At 57.0% G+C, this 20444-nt stretch carries 19 protein-coding genes and 1 other RNA gene; 6 read left to right on the top strand and 14 right to left on the bottom strand.

What is annotated here, in order from left to right:
- Positions 1-107: 107 nt before the first annotated feature.
- The 9 genes from LUN51_RS17180 to LUN51_RS17140 all read right to left on the bottom strand — a co-directional run bounded on the left by LUN51_RS17180 (position 108) and on the right by LUN51_RS17140 (position 7037).
- The gene (locus LUN51_RS17180; protein ID WP_277812209.1) at positions 108-398 is read right to left on the bottom strand and encodes a YqjK family protein; all 291 of its coding nucleotides are present in this window, start codon (positions 396-398) and stop codon (positions 108-110) included.
- Complete coding sequence (locus tag LUN51_RS17175) at positions 385-780, bottom strand: phage holin family protein (RefSeq protein WP_277812208.1); 396 nt, start codon at positions 778-780, stop codon at positions 385-387. The genes LUN51_RS17180 and LUN51_RS17175 overlap by 14 nt, the downstream gene beginning before the upstream one ends.
- The gene (locus tag LUN51_RS17170) at positions 780-1112 is read right to left on the bottom strand and encodes a DUF883 family protein (RefSeq protein WP_277812207.1); all 333 of its coding nucleotides are present in this window, start codon (positions 1110-1112) and stop codon (positions 780-782) included. The genes LUN51_RS17175 and LUN51_RS17170 overlap by 1 nt, the downstream gene beginning before the upstream one ends.
- An 83-nt stretch (positions 1113-1195) precedes the next feature.
- The gene (locus LUN51_RS17165) at positions 1196-2230 is read right to left on the bottom strand and encodes a phospholipase A (protein WP_277812206.1); all 1035 of its coding nucleotides are present in this window, start codon (positions 2228-2230) and stop codon (positions 1196-1198) included.
- A gap of 213 nt (positions 2231-2443) precedes the next feature.
- Positions 2444-3202 (bottom strand): TlyA family RNA methyltransferase, encoded by a 759-nt coding sequence (locus LUN51_RS17160; RefSeq protein WP_277812205.1) that lies wholly within the window; start codon positions 3200-3202, stop codon positions 2444-2446.
- A gap of 82 nt (positions 3203-3284) precedes the next feature.
- A complete protein-coding gene (locus LUN51_RS17155) occupies positions 3285-4385 on the bottom strand; it encodes an ABC transporter substrate-binding protein (protein WP_277812204.1) in 1101 nt (366 codons plus the stop codon).
- Positions 4382-5764 carry a sensor histidine kinase gene (locus LUN51_RS17150; RefSeq protein WP_277812203.1) on the bottom strand — a complete coding sequence of 461 codons (1383 nt, stop codon included), beginning with the start codon at positions 5762-5764 and terminating at the stop codon, positions 4382-4384. The genes LUN51_RS17155 and LUN51_RS17150 overlap by 4 nt, the downstream gene beginning before the upstream one ends.
- Positions 5761-6450, bottom strand: a complete 690-nt coding sequence (locus LUN51_RS17145) for a response regulator transcription factor (RefSeq protein ID WP_277812202.1) — start codon at positions 6448-6450, stop codon at positions 5761-5763. The genes LUN51_RS17150 and LUN51_RS17145 overlap by 4 nt, the downstream gene beginning before the upstream one ends.
- A complete protein-coding gene (locus tag LUN51_RS17140) occupies positions 6447-7037 on the bottom strand; it encodes an IclR family transcriptional regulator (RefSeq protein ID WP_277812201.1) in 591 nt (196 codons plus the stop codon). The genes LUN51_RS17145 and LUN51_RS17140 overlap by 4 nt, the downstream gene beginning before the upstream one ends.
- A 199-nt stretch (positions 7038-7236) precedes the next feature.
- Between LUN51_RS17140 and LUN51_RS17135 the strand changes: the two genes are divergently transcribed.
- The 3 genes from LUN51_RS17135 to LUN51_RS17125 are packed head-to-tail and all read left to right on the top strand — an operon-like array spanning position 7237 to position 10192.
- Positions 7237-8226: a Bug family tripartite tricarboxylate transporter substrate binding protein gene (locus LUN51_RS17135; protein WP_277812200.1), complete on the top strand. Its 990-nt coding sequence runs from the start codon at positions 7237-7239 to the stop codon at positions 8224-8226.
- A complete protein-coding gene (locus tag LUN51_RS17130; RefSeq protein WP_277812199.1) occupies positions 8223-8678 on the top strand; it encodes a tripartite tricarboxylate transporter TctB family protein in 456 nt (151 codons plus the stop codon). The genes LUN51_RS17135 and LUN51_RS17130 overlap by 4 nt, the downstream gene beginning before the upstream one ends.
- Positions 8678-10192, top strand: a complete 1515-nt coding sequence (locus LUN51_RS17125; RefSeq protein WP_277812198.1) for a tripartite tricarboxylate transporter permease — start codon at positions 8678-8680, stop codon at positions 10190-10192. Before LUN51_RS17130 ends, LUN51_RS17125 begins: the two co-directional genes overlap by 1 nt.
- A gap of 86 nt (positions 10193-10278) precedes the next feature.
- Here the strand turns inward: LUN51_RS17125 and LUN51_RS17120 are convergent, their stop codons facing one another.
- Positions 10279-12300 (bottom strand): hypothetical protein, encoded by a 2022-nt coding sequence (locus LUN51_RS17120; protein ID WP_277812197.1) that lies wholly within the window; start codon positions 12298-12300, stop codon positions 10279-10281.
- Between the two features lie 33 nt (positions 12301-12333).
- Complete coding sequence (locus LUN51_RS17115) at positions 12334-13557, bottom strand: ATP-grasp domain-containing protein (protein ID WP_277812196.1); 1224 nt, start codon at positions 13555-13557, stop codon at positions 12334-12336.
- A gap of 224 nt (positions 13558-13781) precedes the next feature.
- On the opposite strand from LUN51_RS17115, the gene ffs reads away from it, so the two are divergent.
- The 3 genes from ffs to LUN51_RS17100 all read left to right on the top strand — a co-directional run bounded on the left by ffs (position 13782) and on the right by LUN51_RS17100 (position 16289).
- Positions 13782-13878: signal recognition particle sRNA small type (ffs, locus tag LUN51_RS17110), an RNA gene on the top strand.
- A 73-nt stretch (positions 13879-13951) separates the two neighbouring features.
- On the top strand, positions 13952-15331 hold the full coding sequence (locus LUN51_RS17105; RefSeq protein WP_277812195.1) for a site-specific integrase: 1380 nt from the start codon (positions 13952-13954) through the stop codon (positions 15329-15331).
- Between the two features lie 124 nt (positions 15332-15455).
- Positions 15456-16289, top strand: a complete 834-nt coding sequence (locus LUN51_RS17100; RefSeq protein ID WP_277812194.1) for a DUF5677 domain-containing protein — start codon at positions 15456-15458, stop codon at positions 16287-16289.
- A gap of 867 nt (positions 16290-17156) precedes the next feature.
- Here LUN51_RS17100 and LUN51_RS17095 read toward each other — a convergent pair.
- From LUN51_RS17095 to LUN51_RS17085, 3 genes are all read right to left on the bottom strand, one after another.
- Positions 17157-17546, bottom strand: a complete 390-nt coding sequence (locus LUN51_RS17095; RefSeq protein ID WP_277812193.1) for a hypothetical protein — start codon at positions 17544-17546, stop codon at positions 17157-17159.
- A 14-nt stretch (positions 17547-17560) separates the two neighbouring features.
- Complete coding sequence (locus LUN51_RS17090; protein WP_277812192.1) at positions 17561-19051, bottom strand: terminase large subunit domain-containing protein; 1491 nt, start codon at positions 19049-19051, stop codon at positions 17561-17563.
- A 288-nt stretch (positions 19052-19339) separates the two neighbouring features.
- A complete protein-coding gene (locus LUN51_RS17085; protein ID WP_277812191.1) occupies positions 19340-20350 on the bottom strand; it encodes a major capsid protein in 1011 nt (336 codons plus the stop codon).
- Positions 20351-20444: the final 94 nt, after the last annotated feature.

The following is a 20444-nucleotide window of genomic DNA, read 5'->3' as shown; positions in this document are numbered from 1 at the left end:
AACTGGTCGCTGTACTGGTTCCTCATAGAAACACCCCGAAGGTTGGATTGGGTGTCCAACTTTCGGGGTGCAGTTCACAAGCGGGGGCTTCATAGCAGTAGCATGGGCTAACGGCGCATAAGGCGGTACAAGGCACGCGCTCGATTGGCCAATAAGAAGGTCGAGAGTCCACGACGCATCCAGGCGCGTGTGGACCTAGGCCGCCGTACGCCCAGCGCCGTGAGCAGGCCGAGACCGCCCAGCAAGGGCGCACGCCACTGCATCAAGCGTTGCCAGCCATGATCGATAGGCGCCGTGGCGTCGCGCCAGTCATGCAGCGCATGCCCCATATCGAGACGTTGCTGCAGGATGCGGGTCTCAAGATATTCGAGCTCCGCAGCGCGTTCACGACGATTCACGAGAGCCCCCCAGCGCTTGGCGGTCTTGTTCCAAATGACTCAAGGTGGACTGCATCAGGCGCCGACGCTTGGCGATGCGCTTGGCGCCGTACGCCAAGCCCGCGGTGATGATGAACAGCACCGCCGCGCACACGCCAATTGCTAGCAGGCGATGATCTTCCCAATACAGGACCACCAGCATTAAAAGCAGCATGCCGATGGCGAACGAGAAAGTGATCAACGCGGCGCCCGCCAGCAATAGCAGGCTGAGCATGCGATCACGTTCGGCTTCCAGCTCAAGCACGGCGAGACGCAAACGCGTCTCGCCTGTGGCGATTATATTGGAAAGCAGACGGCGCGCCGAGGTAATGACGCGCTCCGCCGGTCCCTGGCGATCTGCCATTAGCGACGCCCGATGAGCAAGCCAATGACGACCCCGACACCAGCGCCGATGCCGATGCTGGTCCAGGGATTGTCACGTACGTAACGATCACAGCAGTCCATCTGGTCGCGTGCGCTTTCGTAGAATTTTTCACCGCGCGCCTCAAGCTTGGCGCGAGTTTCGCTGAGGCGCTGTTGAGCACGCTCGCGCGCCTCGGTGATGTGTCCGCGAGAATCGTCAGCTGTCGCCTTGACCAGTTCTTCAACGGTCTGGGACAGATGGTGCAGGTCATCCTTGAGCTGCTCGGTGGAAGCTTCGCTTTCGCGGCGGCCGCCGGTTGGCTGCATGGTCATGGTGTCTTCCTCTGACAGGTTAATGGCGTCTTCAGCATAGCAGGCCAAGCAGACGTATCAACAGCCCTGCCTGACCTGCATCGTTACTCTAGGCCAGGAATACCGGCCAGGAAGGTGTTGATGCTAAAACCGAGCCCTAGGCGTCGGTTGATGTGATCGTAGTTGACTAGGCTTTCGCCATAGCCGTGATAATACTGAACGTAGCCGCGGACCTTGCCGAACAGCGGGAACGAGTAGTCCAACTGAGCACCGTAATGGTCCTTGTCGGGATTGCCACGCACCAGCAGGGAAATCTCCTGATCGCCGAAAGCGCGCACCATGGTGATGTCGCCATAGCCGATGTAGTCCTGAATATCAGGATTGTCGTCATCTTTCTCGTTCTCGGGGACTCGCCAGTGGGGAGCGATACTCACCGCCCACTCGCCGCGTTGGAACACTATATCGGCGTAGACACGATTCCAGCTACGCGACAACGGATCGGAGCGGCCGTTGGACTGGTGAGCGAAGCCGATGCGATTGAGGGTATTAGTCCAGCCTAGGACGTTCATACGGTTATCGAAGCTGATGAATGCTTCGGGTTCGTAATTGGTCTCGCGAAACGGTGCCGACGCCTCTGAATTGTAAGCTTGCCACCAACTGCGCTGGGTATAGGCGAAGTACAAGTCGCCGTTATCATCGAACAGATCTTCGATCAGGTTGACCTTGAAGCTCAACTGATACTTGACCTCGGCGTTATCGGCGCTGGTCTCACCGGTGACCTCCTGGAAACGGGCTTGGTCTGGATTGGCGTTATAGGCCCAGGGCAATAGATAGTTGCGCCGATAGGTAGTCACCGCCAGAGGATTGCGCGAGGACTCGCGTTCGAGTTCGCGGCGCTTCTCGACCCTGGTTTCCAAAGCTTGGGCATTGCGCTCTTCGGGCGTGGCGTCGGCCTCTGTAACTGTGGCGTCGTTGGCCAATGTTTCGCGCAGCTCGTGAAGCTCCGCTTCCAGTGACTGGACGCGCGCTTCAATGGCTTCGCGTTCACTATCGCTCAGTGTGGCGGCGGCCTGCGCAGGGGCGGACAGCACGAGCGTGAGTAACACGAGAATCGGCAAGTAGGGGCGTGGTGACTCCATGTCATTTAGTACCTTGTCGATGGCTAGCATTGGTCATCGTGAATGTTTCTATCACGCTGGTGGTAGAAAGCAAACGTCGCTTGGTCATGCTGACCAAAATGTAAGCATGCGAATGCCAACCCGTCGCCTATTGTATCGCATGTGTCGCGCCTGCCTGCTGTGGGCGTGCTGCTGTGGTTGGTGATTGCACTGTGGGGCCGCCTGGCAGGGTCGTCAGGAGCTCTTGACCGCATGCAGCAGGAACTCGCGATTACCGTCGCCGCCGCGCAGCGGGCTTTCCTGCCAGTGACGGATCTCGAAGCCGGCGTCGGCGCAACTCTCGCGAATGCGAGCTTCCACCGCCGCGTAAAGAGCCGGGTCGCGCACGATGCCATGGGCGTCGACTTTGCGTGGGCCGACCTCGAATTGCGGCTTGACCAATGAGACCAGGTGCGCGCCGGGGGATAGCACGGCGGCAAGTTGGGGAAGGATCAAGGTCTGCGAGATGAAGGAAACGTCCATGACCGCCACGTGCAGCCCTTCCGGCGCCAGGGCGGCGAGCCGTTCTTGGGGAAGTGCGCGGGCGTTGACGCCTTCCAGGCAGATAACGCGTTCATCCTCGCGCAGCGACGCGTCGAGCTGGTCGCGCCCGACTTCGATACCCACAACGCATACGGCGCCGTAGCGCAGAGCACAATCCGTGAACCCACCGGTGGATTGTCCTACGTCGAGTACCGTCATGCCTTCGAGGCGAAGTCCCAGCGTGTCGAGAACGGCCTCCAGCTTGAGACCGGCACGCGAAACGTAGCGCTCTTCTGGATCGTCGGTGAGCTGGAAACGGCTGTCGTCGGCGACTTTCTCGCCGGGCTTGGTCAGCGTGCGCGGAGGTTCCGTCGAGACCAGCGTGACTCGCCCATGACGGATTAGGCGCTGGGCCCGCGTGCGTGAGCGTGCCCAGCCCTGGGCGACGAGAAGTTGGTCGAGACGTTGCATGCCCACACCGCTGGAGGAGTTGATAAAAGGCGTCGATAAAGCGCTGCACAGTATAGCGCGAGGGCGTGTGACGTTCATGCGTTTACGGTCCGCTTTCACTGAGCCGAGTGTACTCGCGCTGCCAACGCTCGAGCAGCGAGTGGCGCTTGAGGGTGTCGAGTGTGGCGAGCAGGCTGGGGTCGATGGCAATTGGGTGAATGGCGCCCCCGAGGGTCTTGCGTAAGTCACGGGCGGTGCCTTCGCCTTGTAGTGCGGTATGTACCGCCCCGAGAGGGGTCTTGTCGCGGATCACCTGCTGGCCTTGACGGCTGAGAAGATAATCGACGAAGCGCTTGGCGGCCTCGGGGTGGCGCGCGCGCTTGGGAATCAGCACCAGGCGCTGCGTCACTAGGGCATAATCGCTGGGAATGACCATTTCCAGTTGCGGGTGATCGGCCACGAAGTCGCGTGCGTAGGAACCCAACAAGTTATAGCCGACGGCGTAGCGTCCGTCGGCCAGGCCGTCGAGCATTTCCCCGGTGGTATCGGCCAGCGCCGCTTCCACGCCGCCCAAGGCGGCCACCAGCTCCCAATAGCGTGGTGACATGTGTGCGTCTTCGGTGGCATAGGTATAGCCGGCGCCACTGCGCCAGGGATCGTAAGTCACCACGCGACCTTTTAGACGTTGGCGCTCATTGGTCAGCAAGCGCAGCAAGGTTTCGTGGCTATCCGGTGGCGTAGCGCCCTCGAGGGCATCGCGTCGATAGACGATGACCACGGGTTCGAAGGTGAAGCCGAACAACTCGTGACGCCAGCGAGACGCTTGGGGCCACTGCCGTGCTGCGGAGGTGGTCAATGCCTGTGCATGGCCACGGTTGGCGAGTTGATATTGCCAGGGCATTGCCGAGGACATCACGACATCGGCGGAGGCTTCGTCTTCCGCCAGGAAGCGGCGGTACAACGTGAGCGTGGTCAGGTTGCGGTAGGTGAGTTCAATGTCGGGATAGCGCGCATGGAAATCGGCCAGCAACGGGGCCATCAGGTCGTTGTCCAGTGCACCGTAAATTTCCAGTGGCTGTGCGGTGGCCTCGTGGGCGGCAGCGTAACGAAGCACATGGGCGTCATTAGCCAGCGCCATGGCCGATAGCATCATGCCGGCAAGTGCGACGGCCCAGTGCACGGGTAAGCGACATGGCGTGGTCATGGCGTTGACTCCTCGGTGAAATGCAAGCGCACGCGTAAGCCCGGCGGCTCGGCATTCGGCCGTGCCGGGACCAGGGTGAGTCTGGCGGCATGGGCTCGGGTGATGCCATCGACGATTGCTAGGCCAAGCCCCGAGCCTTGGCCGCCTTCCATGCCGCGATGAAAGGGGCGCAGGACCAACAGGCGTTGCGCTTCGGGAATGCCGGGGCCGTTATCCTCGACCTCGAGTCGTGTCGGGGCCTCGCCGACGCGCACCGTAATGCGTGATGCGCCGTAGCGGCTGGCGTTATCGATCAAGTTGGCCAAGGCCTCAGCGAGCTGCCATTGGACCGCGTGCTGGATGACCGCATGTGACGGTGTCTCGACGCCCAGGTCGATCCCTGCACGGTGGCAGCTCGTCAGGGCGTCGCGTACGGCTTGCCGAGCGATGTCGCAAAGATCGATATCGCGGGCTTCCGGCATCGACTCGGGGTTGTTGAGGCGCGTCAGAGACAGTAGTTGTGAAGCAAGGCGCGCGGTCTTGTCGGCACTACCGCGCATGACGCCGAGCGCATCGTGCCAGGCGCGCGGGTCGTCCTGGCGCAGGGCGAGCTCGGCGCGTGCCGAGAGCCCGGCCAGTGGAGTGCGCAACTGGTGAGAGGCGTCGCCGATGAAGCGTTCCTGGTTGGCGCGCACGCGGCGCATGCGCGCTAGCAGGTCGTTGAGTGTTTCGCGCAGCTCGGCGAGTTCGCGAGGCAAGGTCAGATCGAGCGGTGCCAGGGTACGCGGGTCGCGAGCGCGGATCGCCCGGCGTAGCTGGGTCAGGGGCATCAATGCCATGCGTACCCCGAGCAGCACCACGCCAATGGCCAATATAGCCATAGCAATCAAACGCAGCATGCTGCCTTGGAAAAGCGTTTGTGTCAGGGCTTCACGCCCTTCGCGGGTATGGGCTACGCGGACCTCGAAAGGCTGGCGGTCGCGCCATCCTTCGAGTTGTGAGCGTCGCACGCCGAGACGCAGTGACATATCGTGCCACTGGATGTTGGTGAAGCGCATGTTGCCTTGCCCGTCGTCGATGCGCGGCAGCTCGGCGTTGCCGCTGATGAAGTTGTCATGGGCATCGTAAAGGGCATAGAAAACGCGCTCTTCGGCGTTCGAGGCCAGCATTTTCAGGGCCGCCGGGGGCAGATCCATCCATAGCTGGCCTTGCTGGCGTTTGACCTGCTCGGCGATGGAGAGTGAGGCCGACTCGAGTAGGCGATCGAACGCCCGGTCGGCTGTATCGCGCGAGGCCAGGTAGGCCTGAATGAGCATCAAAGTCCCCAGGGCCAACATGGGCACCAGCAGCCAGATCAGCAGGCGCCGGTAGAGGCTGGGCGAGTTGACCGATGGGCTCACGCTTCGCTCTCCAGCAGATAACCCAGCCCCCTCACGGTGCGCAGTGTCAGTGACGAGCCGGCAAGACGCCGCCGTAGGCGGTGGACATAGACCTCGATGGCATTGTCACCGAGTATCTCTTCGGCAAAGACCTGTTCGAGCAGATGGGCTTTTTCTACCGGTTCGCCGGCATGGCGCATCAGGTAGGCCAGCAGGCGCTGCTCGCGGGGCGGCAGCTCGAGCGTGACGTCATCGAGGGAAAAGCGTTGCGTCAGGGTATCGAAATGCAGCGCCCCGACATGCAACTGTGTGCCATCGTCGTGCTGGCGCCGACGCAGGAGGGCTCGCACCCGGGCTTCCAGTTCGTCCAAGGCGAAGGGCTTGGCCAAGTAGTCGTCGGCGCCGAGATCGAGCCCCTTGACGCGATCCTCAATGGCGCCACGCGCGGTGAGGATCAGCACCGGCGTGTCGCGATCGTGGCGTCTCATGGCATCGAGAATCTCAAGACCGCCACGGCCCGGCAGGTTGAGGTCGAGCAGGATCAAGGCGTGGCCATGGTCGGGAGCGGCGAGGCGCGTGAAGGCGGCGTCGCCATCCTCGAGGGCGTCGACCCGGTAGCCAGCCAGACTCAGTGCGTCGTACAACGTACTGGCCAGCAGGGCATCGTCCTCGACCAGTAACAGGGGAGCGGTGGTCTCGGGGGTCATGACGGATAGTCCTGCAAGGCGCGTTGGCTCAGCCATGTCGCGGCTTCTTGCAGGGCGCGCCTCGCCTCGCGGATGGGCAAACGTCCTTTGGGGCCGGAAAGGCTCAGCCAGTACGCGGTGTCGGGGACTGCTTGGCAGGTCATCGTCCCGCCCGGCAAGGCCAAAGTGGGGTCGCCGTCCTGCCACTGCCAGCGGTAGCCGGGACGTAACGTATGACGCAGGTCCGTGTCCGGCAAGGTGCTCAAGCGGCATTCTATCTGGCCTTCCTCACATGAGAGCAGCGCGGCGGTTTCTCCTGTGTCTCGGCATAAACGTTCGAGAATTGGCATGACCAGGCTAGCCAGCTGACGCGAAGGCACATGCCGGCGGGCCAGGCGCGCCGGCGTGGCCCCCAGACGATAGCGCCCCCGTCCATCGCGCTGCACGTAATCGTAACGCTCCAGAGAGCCGAGTAAGCGCAATAGCGTGCTTTTATAGAGTGTGGTTGCCTCGGCCAGTTCGGCCAAGGACAGGCTTTCATTCTGTGTGTCGAAGGCTTCCATGACGGTCAGTGCACGTTCGACGGCTTCTACCCGATCCTGCGCCATTGCGGGACTCTCCAGCGATTCTTACCGCCTGTATGGCGGCATTCAACTTTAGTCGCGCACGACGTGATTAACGTTGACGCTCGTTTCTGACATGCCTAGTTTTCCGCTCAAGGGAACGTTGTTCTACCTTACAGAACTGTAAGGTAAGTGTCAGCTTTCTCGCAACCCATTTCAATCTCGTGCAAGGGAGACAACAACAATGGCTTTCAAGACGCCACTCAAACTCGTCATGGCGGCCGCACTGGCACTGGGTGCCAGTTCCGCCATGGCTTTCGAGCCGGAAGGCAAGGTCGAGTGCATCGCACCCTCCGATCCCGGCGGCGGTTGGGACTTCACCTGCCGCAGCGTGGGCAACGTGATGGAGGAGCTCGATCTGGTACCAGCCAGCGTGCAGACTATCAATATGGCCGGCGCCGGCGGCGGTGTCGCTTACGCGCACACCGTCAGCAAGCGTGCCGGCGACGATCAGTTGCTGGTGGCGGCTTCCACGGCGACCACCACGCGCCTGGCGCAAGGTCAGTTCCAGGGCCTGGACGCCGACATGGTCAACTGGATCGGTGCCCTCGGGGCCGACTACGGCGTGATCGCCGTCTCCAAGGACTCGCCGTACCAGAACCTCAACGAGTTGATGGATGCCCTGAAGGAAGACCCGCGCTCGGTGAAGTTCGCCGGTGGCAGCGCCAAGGGTGGCTGGGACCATCTCAAAGTGTTGATCGCGGCGCAGGCGGCGGATGTCGATAACCTGCCTCGGATTCCGTATCTGTCCTACAACAACGGTGGCGAGGCCATGACTCAAGTGGTCGGCGGTCATGTCGATGCCTTCACAGGCGACATCACCGAGGCCCAGGGCTTCATGGAATCCGGCGACCTGCGTGTGCTGGCCGTGCTGGCCGATGAGCGTCTGCCTGGCGAGTTCAACGATATCCCTACCGCCAAGGAACAGGGCATCGACGCCGTGGGCCCCAACTGGCGCGGTTTCTACATGCCGGCGGATATCTCCGACGAGGCTAAGCAGTACTGGATCGATGCCGTCGATGAGCTCTACGCAAGCGACGAATGGAAGAAGGTCATGAAGAACAATGGCCTGATGCCGTTCCACGTCAGCGGTGCCGAGTTCGAGGAATTCGTCCATCAGCAGATCCAGGATATTCAGTCGCTCTCCAAGGAAATCGGGCTGATCAAGCAATGACCCAACGCAACGACCGTCTTTGCGGTGTGCTGCTGCTCGTCCTGGCCGTCGCGTACGGCTGGGGCGCCACGCAGTTTCCAGAACCGTTCGGTGGGGCCGAGTCGGTCGGCCCCGAGACTTTCCCCAAGGTGCTCGCGGTAGTGCTGGCGCTTTCCAGTCTCTATCTGATCGTCAAGCCGGACCCGGATAACGCCTGGCCCAAGGGCCGTATCGTGCTGGAGCTGGTCATCGCCGTGGCCGTGCTGATTGCCTACACGCTGCTGCTTCAGCCGCTCGGCTTCATCATCTCGACGCTGCTGGCGGTGGGCACCTTGTGCTGGCGCATGGGAGCAGCGCCGATGCGTGCCTACATGACCGGCGCGGTCGCCGGCGTGGTGGTCTACCTGCTGTTCACCTACGCACTCAACCTGGCCTTGCCATTGGGCGTGTTTAGCGTCCTGGAGGGAAGCTGATGGAAACCCTGGGCTATCTGATCGACGGGTTCGGCGTCGCCCTGGCGCCACACAACCTGATGTTCGCCTTGATCGGGGCCTTCCTGGGGACCCTGATCGGCGCCTTGCCGGGACTGGGTCCTGCCAATGGCGTGGCGATCCTGATTCCGCTGGCCTTCACGCTGGGGCTGCCACCGGAAACCGCGCTGATCATGCTGACATCGGTCTATGCCGGTGCCATGTACGGGGGGCGTATCTCGTCGATACTGCTCAACATTCCCGGCGACGAACCGGCGATGATGACCTGTCTCGACGGCTATCCGATGGCCCAGAAGGGCAAGGCCGCCGAGGCATTGGCGATTTCGGCGATCGCGTCGTTCATGGGCAGCCTGATCGCCACGATCGGTCTCATCCTGCTGGCGCCGCTGCTGGCCAAGTTCGCCCTGACCTTCGGGCCGGCGGAATATTTCGCGTTGTTCGTGCTGGCCTTCGCCACCCTGGGTGGCATCACCGGCAAGAATCCGATCAAGACGGTGCTGGCCGCGGCCCTGGGTTTGATGATCGCCACGGTGGGCATCGATTCCACCGGCACGCAGCGCTACACTTTCGGCGTGCTGGAACTCTATGAAGGCGTCGACTTCATCATCGCCATCGTCGGCCTGTTCGCGATTTCCGAGTTGCTGTTCTTTATCGAGGACCGTGCCGGTGGCGGCAAGGGACCGATGAAGGTCAACAAGCTCACGCTGTCCTTCAAGGAAGTCCGCGAGATCATGCCGTCCAGCATCCGCGGCGGCATCCTCGGCTTCATTGCCGGTGTCCTGCCCGGCGCGGGTGCCTCGCTGGGCAGCTTTATCGGCTACACCCTCGAAAAGAAGGTGGTCGGCAAGAAAGGCTACTTCGGCGAGGGGGATCCGCGCGGCGTGGCCGGCCCCGAGGCCGGCAACAACGGAGCCTCGAGCGGTGCGCTGGTGCCCATGCTGACGCTAGGCGTGCCGGGCAGCGGCACGACCGCCGTGCTGCTGGCGCTGCTGATCTCGATGAACATCACGCCGGGCCCGCTGATGTTCACCCAGAATGCCGACATCGTCTGGGGCGTGATCGCGGCGCTGTTGATCGGCAACTTTCTGTTGCTGCTGCTCAACATTCCCTTGGTGGGCATCTTCGTCAAGCTGTTGTCGGTACCGCCCAAGTATCTGCTGCCGATCGTCACCATGGTGGCGTTCGTGGGTATCTACTCGATCAGCAACTCGGCGTTCGACCTGTACTTCATGGTGGCCTTCGGCGTGTTCGGCTACTTCCTGCGCAAGCTGGAAATTCCCATGGTGCCGATCATCCTCGGGTTGTTGCTGGGCCCGGAGATGGAGAAGAACCTGCGCCACACTCTGGACATCGCCGATGGCGACTGGACCGCGCTGTGGGACAGCGGTCTGGCGATCGGCCTGTGGGTCGTGGCCTTCGTCGGCCTAGTGTTGCCGTACATCGTCGGCCCGATTCTGCGACGGCGCATGAATGCCACGCAGCAAGGCGCTGAGTAAGCGCACAGCCGCTTGCATCACACCGTGAGCGAGATGTCAGCCGCCCCGGACGGGTCCCCCTTCCGGGGCGGCTGTCGTTGGTGGGGTCAGGACGGCGAGCAATGCGCCTGTAGTTCCGCGGCAGGGACACGAGTGGCTCCCCAGCTGCGATATACATGGCCGATCACGCGATCGAGTTCGGCCTGAGGAATATGCGCCAGTTCGCCATATTCCAGTGGGTCGTAATGAAAGATATACAGTCGCGAGGCGAATTGCTCGAAGGGGAGCGAGGCCTCTCCGAAGCGCTCGCCGCAACCGGCGGTGCTGACCTTGACGCCGTCTCCCCAGTCCTGACCGCTGTCGTTGTTGGGGTTGAAAAAATAGGCGCGCATCACGTCCTGGGGGTCCAGATTGACTCGCAGCAGGGTGATGGCATGCCAGCCGATGAAGCGCGCCGCGCTGTCGGTCACCGCGATACCGGCGGGTTGCGGATGGATCAACGGCTGGTTGCCGTTGTAGTAGGGGTGGTAGCTGGCATAGAAATGACGCAGGAACGCGTCGAGCTCTTGGAGCTGGCCGGTTGCCACGTCGACGTTGATGCGAAAGCCGCGCCCGGCCCACCAACCATGGAACTCCGGGTTGACCCAGCGGTGGGGGTCGCCTTCGCGGCCCGCGCAGCGCCGCCCCATCTCGGCATAGATGCGATCGAGGTGCGGCACCACGATCAGCGAGACCGGATCGAGATCCAGGGGCAGGGTCGTGGCCACGCCCGACAGGCTGGCCATCGACGACAGTGGCATGCCCTCGAAGTGCATGACGATCTCGTCGTCGCGGGCCGCCCAGGCCACCATCTGCAACAGGTAGTCGGGATCGTTGTAGGCCCATATCGACAGCGCGCGCGCCGACTGGCAGGTCGGGTTGTTGCCCTGGCCGACCCCCAGCGGAAGCCCGAGCATGCACAGCACCCCCTCCAGCAGACGCGCGCGGGGTGAAGCGGTGTCGCCATAGGCCATGCGGATGCGTTCCTGAGACCAGGACGAGATCGGCAGGCTGATCTGTCGCCACAGTGCGGGCGCGACCGGCTGCTGATAGAGGATGCCCCGTTCGAGCATCAGTGCCAGCCCATACACCGCCTGGGGCGTCTCGGGAAAGATGCTTTCCTCGATGAGCGCCTGAACCAGCTGGCGGTAGCAGAGCAGGCAGTCGCGCCCAGTGGCTGACAGGCCCAGTGCCTCAGCGAGTAGATGATCACCCTGGTCGAGAAGGTGGCGCAGCAATACCGGATGATAGGCCGAGACCAGTCCGGTATCGTGCATGGCGCGGGCGAAGCCGGTGGCTTCGTACTGCAGGGCGCCGCTGTCCATCGCTTGCAGGCGCTCGAGATAGACCTCGACGCCGGGATCCTCGCGGGATGCCTGGGTCGCCCCGAACAGGCTGCTGACCAGACGGTCGGCGCCTTGGCCGCTGGTGCCAAGATCGATGTCGGGGTTGGCCTGACAGATGGCGATCTGGGTGATCATGCGCTTGATCGCATCGACCTGGATCGGCCGTTGTTGCAGGATGCGCCAGATCTCGTCGATCAACTGTTCAATCACATGTTCGTAGCCGATGGTCTCGGCCAGGTGCGCGAACAAGCTGCGGGTCAACTGTGCCAGGCGGCCCTGGGTTTCGCGTTCGGCCTCGCTGGGCGTGCTGAACAGTAGCTCGAGATTGATCGCCAGTACTTGAGTGAGATAGTGGTGCGCTTGTTCGGCGGAAATCAACGCATGCTCGTAGCGACTCGTGGCCACTGCCAGCAAGCGCAATTCGCTGAGCGCCTCGAGCACCACGGTGTCGCTCTCCGCGCTCTTAAGCGCATGCACAGTTAGCGACGGCACTAGAATCTGCGGCTGGGCCCAGTCGGAACCGTCGAAGATGCCGGCGCCCTCGATCACTTGGGCGCGCGTTTCGATGGCGGCGCAGCCACCCGGTTGTAGCATCACTTTACGGGCGCCGTCGAAGACCCGGCGCAGCTTGCCGGGCTTGGCGAAGTCAGGGGCGTTGGCGAGAATCTCGACCGCTTCGTCGAGCTTGGCCAGCGCGGCGTCCAGCTTGGTGTTATCCGGGGGTTGTTCGTTGTGGCTCGTCACAAGGGCTCCTTTTGCCCAAGAGTACAGGCGCGATTATACATAGAAGTCGAGCTCTTCCTGGTGCTTGAGCAGGTCGCGCATGGTGTGCGGATCGTCGCCGAAGAAGTATAAAAGCCCCCAGTGCGTGCCAAAGGCCGTCCGTTTGGTGACGGTTTCCTCGAGCGGTGCGGTCAATTCATGGGACTCGAAGTAGGGATGATCCTCGGTTTCCTCGGGCATCTCCAAACGGCTGACCACACGGCGGCGCGGATAGACGCCAAAACAGCCGGCGACGCCCTTGGCATCGACCACTTCACGGGGGAAGAAGTCGGTGATCTCCTGCTCGGTGGTTTTCGGGTCGAAGGCCAGGATTAGCCCTTGATAGGCGTTGAAGCCGTAGGCGCGCTCAAGCAGTTCGAAGACCTTGAAGCCGGGCGGGCGGTAGGCGACTTCTCCGAAGTACATCTCTCCATCGCTGGTGACGAAGTATTCTGGATGCACGAACCCGAAATCGATGTCGAAGGTCTTGATCAGCTTCTCGATCTGCCGGGTAATCGACTCGCGGTATCTTTCGAGTTCCGGTGTCGCCGGGACGAACACCGAATACCCCAGGGTCACGTATTCGGAAATGTTGAGAAAGCGGATCTTGCCGTTGTGGATCCATGCCTCGACGGCGAATTCCCAGCCATCTAGGTGCGATTCCATCAGCACCGGGAATTCTTCCTCAGGGATGGTATCGACCTCGTCCGGCGTGCGAATCACGCGGTGGCCGAGGCAGCCCGCCTTGTCGAAGGCCTTGAGGTGAATCGGGTCGTTGGGATCGCCGTCGAGCTTGAGCAGGGTCTGGTTGACGCGCTTGAGAAAACGAATCACATCTTCCTTGTCGTGGGCTTCCTCGAAGATGCCCACACGGATGCCGCCCAATTGTGCGCGGCGCTTCATCAGTGCCTTGTCGCGCAACAGCAGAGCCTGACCATAGAGGCGTGGGTTATCGAGCAGCACCGAATTGATCGCGCCGGCCCATTCGACGGTTTCTTCATAAAGCGGAATGGCGACGTCGACGCCCATCTCCTGGAGCGTCTCGGCGATTTCCATCGAGCGATCGTTGAGGCGCTCGAAATTCCACAGCACGTAGGGAATCGCGTGCTCCTTGCAATATTCCTCGGCCCAATCGGGTGCCACCACAACATAGCGCCGGTCGAACTTTTCGGCGGCCTCAATGGCATTCAGGCTCCAGCCCAGAAGTGCGATGTATCCCTTGTCGGGAGCTTTGTCCATGAGGTTCTCCTTGAACATGGGAGGGGAGCATGCCTTCCCAGACTAGCCGATAATGCATAGTCAGCGTTGAATTGTTTGATGTCTTGCCGACCAGCGGGCACACTGTTATAGTGCAGCGGCGTTCGAGGCAAGTCATTGAAAGCGCATAGCGTTTTCCTCATGTTCGAACGTTTCGGTGGCGACTCGTACAAAGCGCTCGTCAACCGGATGCACTGTGGTGGCCCTGTCGGTCCTCCCGCAACGCTAAACCGCGAACCCCGCCAGGCCCGGAAGGGAGCAACGGTAGTGGTGGCTGCGTGTGCCGGGATGTGGCTGGCGGGGCCGCCTCCAACCTATTGATTTTAAAGGCTTTTTAGCTCTCTGGCTCTCAATAGTAGCCAAAGGGTGATCCAAAATGCCTTCATACCAGCGTTCAAACGCTCCGTACCTGTACCGCTCTCGTCACGGTCTGTTCTACTTCCGAATCGTCGTCCCTGAAGCCATCCGGCCTATCATTGGTAAGCGCGAGATACGCCGCTCTCTACGCACGACCTCAAAGCGTGAAGCTGTCATCCGCTCCAGTGGGTTGATGGTGAACATTCAGAGCGCGTTCGAAAGGGCATATCAGGGAGAGAAGCTAGACACGACCACTAGTCCTATTGGTAATAAGAGCATTCCAGCAGGTAGTAACTATTTTCCCTCCTATCAGCACGCCTCAAACCAGCCTGTGAGCCTCACACAAGCGACAGCACCACCAGCCCCCACCAATCCCCCTCAAGACCTTCCAGCGCCTTCACAGGGGCCGTACCTGTCCGAGATCATCAAGGAGTATCGAGAGAGCCAAGAAAGGGAAGGTGTGTCCTTGAAGACACTGGACGACAAGGAATCCGTGGTAAGGCTTCTTATACGTATCGTGGGGGACGTGCCTGTATCTAGCTTCAGTCTGAACCACGCCAAGACCTTCCGAGAAACAGCCTTGAAGCTCCCGCCACTGGTATTCCGCCTGCTCAAGAAGAATATGAGCCTTGAGAGCATCATCGAGAACGCCGACAAGACCATCAGCGTGACCACGTACAACAACTACGTGAAGTACCTTGTGACTGTCTTTCAGTTCGCTATCAGGGAGGAACACATAGACCGTAACCCCATGCTGGGTATGAAGATCGTTCAGAGGCGCAAGGCGAACACGTACCGGGCCATCTTCACGAACGATGAGCTTGAAACGATCTTCAAAACGGTATCGGTGCTTAGGGAGAAGGCCAAGCCATTCAAGTATTGGCTTCCTTACCTTGGGCTCTACACAGGGGCAAGGCTGAATGAGTTGTGCCAGTTGTACTTGGAGGACGTGAAGACCATAGACGGCATTCCTTGCATCCATATCAATGAGAGCAAGCCCGACCAGACCTTGAAGACCTTCCAGACGGAACGGGTGATACCGATTCACTCTAAACTGATAGAGCTAGGCTTCCTTGAGTATGTCGAGCAACAGCGGGCGAACGGGCGCGAACGCCTATTCCCTGAGTTGGTAAGGCACAAGAAGCATGGCTTCTCAGCATCCCCTTCAAGGTGGTTTGGACGCTTGAGAGAACAGCTAGGATTGAGGGATGGAGACGAGAAGCGGGACTTCCATAGCTTCAGGCACTCCGTAGCGGACCATCTCAAGCAGAAGGGCGTAACAGAGACGCTGATTGGCGGCATCCTTGGACACACGACAGGCGGTATCACCATCAATCGGTATGGTAAGGACTTCAAGCCAAGCGTGCTGAAGTCTGTCATTGAACAAATCGAGCTATGAGGGGTAAGCACCATGCTGGCGACGACCATGCTTCTAGCTGCGCTCACAATCCCTGTGGAGCCGGGTAAGAATCCGTATGATGTAGCTTTGGAATACTGTCAGGATAAGGGAGGGCTTGCCATATATGCGCCCCATGGCGATGTGGTGGATTTCAGTTGTGGTAATGAGCCTGCAAAGATGGTTACAATTAGTAATAAATAATCTTATATGGTTGATTTTTGTTATGAGAGCTAAGATTTTCGACAACTGGCGTACTTACACAAGGATCAGGGCTCAAGCTATTGAGGGTATGAAGTTTAGGGGTAGAAGAGAGCAATTAATATGTGGCTTATTTGCTAGAGTAGATGCATTGTCTCAAGACATAGTAAGAATTCTTAAGGCAGATGCTTCGACAGGTTGTGCTCCCTTAATGCGCTGTGCATTCGAGTCATTCATAGACCTCAAATGTTTTAAGGAAAACGAGAAGTACATTTACGAATTTGAAGCTCTCCACGTCGATAGTGAGATAAAATATTATAAATTCTATGATGAAGCTAATAAATATTTTCCAAACATAGGGGCTGAACAGGCAAAACAAAAAGTCAGAACATTACAAGAACACAAGCGTGACTTGCTTGAAGGGCGCGAGAAAGTAATGAGGATCAAAGATAGGTTTGAAATGGCAGGTGAATTGGGCTCATACCTGACCATTTATCATACACTTAGTAATTTGACTCATCCTTCTATTACAGCATTGTCGAGTCAGACAGATGGTGAGGATTATGTTCTTCAAAAAAGACCGAACGACTCAACCTATAATTTTTTCTTTAGTTCTACAATTAACCTTGCCTGTGCGACACTGATTGAAACTCTTGAAGCTCTAGACTATAATCGACACTTTGAGAAAGATTTGTTTGATAATATAAGTCGAGTAAACAATAAATGCCCCAAAAAAGACCGTGTGGCAACTGAAGAGTAGCATTATTGAATTAGAGGGCTATTTAGAGTAAAGTGTGTGGATTATTAAGTATGGCGGGGTTAGCCAAAGCCCACATGCCCCCTTTAAAATCAATCGTATAATTCTATTGGTTGCCAGTATTTAATAGTCATTCTATATGGATTCGAATCCTAACTATTTTACCTTGACGAGACCTTCTAACAATTCCATTTTGGCGCTATTTTGGTTTGTAATCCATCCGTACAATTCGATAGTCAGAATCAATATATCATTCAAGACTGTCTTGTTAATAGTTCTGTGGATAAGGCTTAATATCAATAACTTATGGGTTCGTGTAACAGCCATTATGTTAAATGCGTGATTTCTAAATGGGTAAATGGCTGGTCCTGATTGCTGGAAGATAAGGGAGTAACTTGAAAGGTGAGAGGTCAGGGTATTGACGGTAGTGGATGATTGTGAAGGAGATTGGAAGGGTAGGGGATTATATAAAGTTATTGATGAGGAGTATTTGATAAGTAATAGTTATAGATCCTAGGCAAACAAATAAAAGAAGACAAAGAAGTAAGACAAGCTAAACTTACTAACACAATCACCAATCACTCTAAGCCTCAAGGGTACAAGTATTTAATAAGTATCTGACACTATCTTTAGCAATAAGCAAACACCAGAAATTAAAGTATGCTGAGCATTGACCACTTCAAGGCTTATTTTAACGGCTGATTGTAAGAAAATTGAAGCTCAAGATTACCATTCGTGCCTTGAAGCGTATTTGAGTGGTGCTAGAACTCCCTGTGAGTCCACATGCTATTGGAGCTTCAGTTCCTAAACGTAACATGCTAGACAAAAAGAAAGCCCAAACACCAAGGTAGTGAGTGGGCTTAAAGGGTCTTACAACGTTGGTGCTGTAATATCAGGGGCGCTACCAAGACCAGAAAACTGAAACTTGAAATGCTTTGGTCCTGAGGCTGGTGTGGTGTAATCCATCCATCCTTCGGCCTGATACCATTCTCCATTGGCGTACATTATCAAGCTTCCATCCTGTTGGTCTTCAGGAACATCAGGGAAGTTTGGATACTCTCTCAGATATAAAACCTTGTAGTCCTGTGTGTAGTATTGACCTGCTTGTGTGAAGGTCAGGTTGTTTCCACCACTGAAGGGCTGAAGGTTGCCACGAGTAATGTAAGGCTCGCTATAGCCTTCTACATAGTCGCCAATCTCATTGTAATAACTGGCAGACATATAGAGAGCAACAGGTGTCCTGTAGAATGATCGTTTCATGTTGAATCCTTGCGTTATAATAGAGTTGAGCCACCAAGGGATTGAAGGCGCTTGTTGTCCTTACTTACCCTGATAGGGCTGATTAAATTTCCCTTGGTAAGCTGGTTGTAACAATCGGAAAGGGTGTCGATAATGTCATCGTGGGCACCACTGTTCTTGTTGCCATCGAAGGCTTCAAGCTCTCGATAGTTGTCTGAACTGAATACGCCTTTGACAACGAATACTGAGCCTTCCTGAGCGGCAATCATGAAGTCCTGGGCTCTGTTCAACTTTGACGTTCTGGTCTTACAAATAACGGCTCTGTTGCCTTGTGCTAGGAGGCGAGCTTTCTTGCTCTGTGCTACTTGTTTCCCTGTAGCTCCCGCATCCTGTGGGATACCTTGGTAAACGTCTCTACCATCTCTTCGAGCGGTATCGAGCATAAGCTTTTCGACGTGTGCGGCTCGATCCCTCATGCTTTCCATATCGAGAATGTAAAAGCAACCTGATTCCTTGTCATAGCTACACTTGATACCACGAGTCCAATCGGGGTCAGGGTAACTCTCACTCGGAAGCGTCCCCGCAATATCCCAACAGCGCATTGTAGGAGCATCCAAAGGGACTTCGGACAATGACACTTCCTTGAAATGATCGCGTCTTAGAAAGCCTTCTGAACCTTGTGTGGCGTACCAATTACCTAGAAGTAGCCTTTCACGCTCAAGGCGTTTCATGTTCTCAAGCTTGAACACATAGTCAGGTTGGTGCTTGACCATATAAGGATTGTCATAAATGTTCGCAGCGTAGAACACAAAGGAAAGGGCGTGTTTCTGTGCCTCAGTACCGTAAAGGGCTTTGATTTCTTCCTTGGTACGGTAAAACTCAAAGTTTCCGTTGATTTGGAGCATGTAGGTTGTCACACCATCCATATCAGGATCGGGTAAACCACTTTCCAATAGATACCCGCCTTTCTGAAGCCATTCACAAAGGAAGCTGTCACGATCAGGGTTACAGGTTAATCGAAGCTGGTGCTTTCTATCACTCTGAGAGCGTAGGCGAGAGGTGAGATACCACACGTCAGACTCGTCACACTGAGCGGCTTCATCTACCAACCATTCAGTTACCTGTGTCCCTTGCATATCGTCAGTGTTGTTATTTAGGTAGTGAGCCTTCACAAAGGAACCTGAAGGGAAGCGCCAATTCATTTCAATAGAGTTGCTGGTAACACCATGGGGCTTGAACAGTTTGTTTCCTGTCTCCCATAGACTACCAGCGCCTTTAACCATTCGCTGTGACTTCCTCAAGATGCCCGCTACATAATCGGAATCGTACAAGGCAGCCTGAAGAATCCTCATTAATGAAAGCTGCGACTTGCCACTTCCCGCAGCGCCGCCGAAAACGATAATGTCATTAGTTTCATCGTTTAGATAGAGTTCATGTTTCTTTGAAAGGGGTGCGATAATCGGGATTTCTGATAGGGATTCTTGATTATGGTAAAAGGTATAGTTTCTTGTGTTCTTTCTTGGCATTATTCCTCCTTGTATGTGTTCTTATGCGGCTTTCTAAGGGCTTTAAATAACTGATTGGTATGGATGCCTTGATATGGATATTCAAAAGCCTGAGAGAGCAACACAAACGGATATTAAAGGCATTAAAAAAGGGAGAAGGGCGTTAACCCAACTCCCCTAGGCTGTAAGCCTTGGCGGCTCACCATATTTAGAGCAATAGTAAGCCCTGAACAGACTTGGAATCCGTTTCCTTATCTGTACTTGATTGGTTCAACAAAGATTCGGGAAGACTTACTAAAGCGCTAGCAATTAAGCGGCTGTACCAATGGAGAGTTCCACTGTTGCGCCAAACTGTTCAGCAACGATCAGGCTGTTCTGTTCGCTGGAAACTTCAACATAACGATCACGCGGATCGCGGAAGCTACGGGCGAAACGACGAGCGCCACCATTACCAAGACCGCCAAGAGTGCTTTCAGGACCGAAGAAGGCGCGTCCCAGCTTGGTACGGGGAACCAGTACACCGGCTTCAGGTGCCAGTACATCGACGGTAGAACCATCGGCTTTCTGGAAGCTGTCATCATACTGGACCACTGACACGTTACCCATTTGGAACATGCTGTAGCCATTGGCGACAGTACCAAGCTCAAGGCGGAGCGGGTTATTTCCGCTATTGTCGAACTGGTAGGCTTCTCGAACGTCACTAGAGCCAACAATATGATCAAACATTTCGACACCAGCGAACAGGATATAACCACCGATACGGCCACCATTCGTCAGACCAGCTTTGGAAGCTCGCTGTGCTGCGCGTAGGTCAGCGGTCAGGGAACCATCGTTAAGCGCCTGAGTAGGACGAGAAACGCCAAATTCACTAGCCATATTGATAGTACCGAAATGCTCTGTCTCCACTTGGCCTGTCAGGGTCATAAGCGCCTGAAGATATTCTAGATGAAGCTCATGATGTTCCACTTGAACTTCGAGTTCTTCAGCGACAGCCTGAGCAACGGTTTGTTCGCTCTGTTGGTTGAAGCCACGAATACCGGCCAGACGCTCGCGGCCAATGGTACGAGTAACCGGGTAGTGGGGTAGTGCCATCGTATGCACATCATACGGACGCTCACCAGTTACGTTCTTCTCGGACACGTTACGAAGATGGTCTTCAAGGACGTGTAGGCTGTTGTCACGAACATCAAAGGTAATCGCGTCAGTACCTACCATCTCTGCACGATAAAGCCCGAGAGCGCCAAATAGGCCCGGCAGCGGTTTGATCTTGTTGATCGCATTGGTTTGATCAACGACTTCAGTGTTATTCAGAATACTCATTAATTATTGTCCCTGTGTTTCCTGAATTCAACCAATAAGCGCAGCACCTGCGGTATCCAGGGCGCCGGAGTATTCCCCCAGAAACACCTGTGCC

The sequence above is a fragment of the Chromohalobacter canadensis genome (genome assembly GCF_029544075.1).
Lineage (GTDB): Bacteria > Pseudomonadota > Gammaproteobacteria > Pseudomonadales > Halomonadaceae > Chromohalobacter > Chromohalobacter canadensis_A.
The sequence above is the reverse complement of the archived record's forward strand: the minus strand, read 5'-3'. Positions and strand labels throughout refer to the sequence as shown.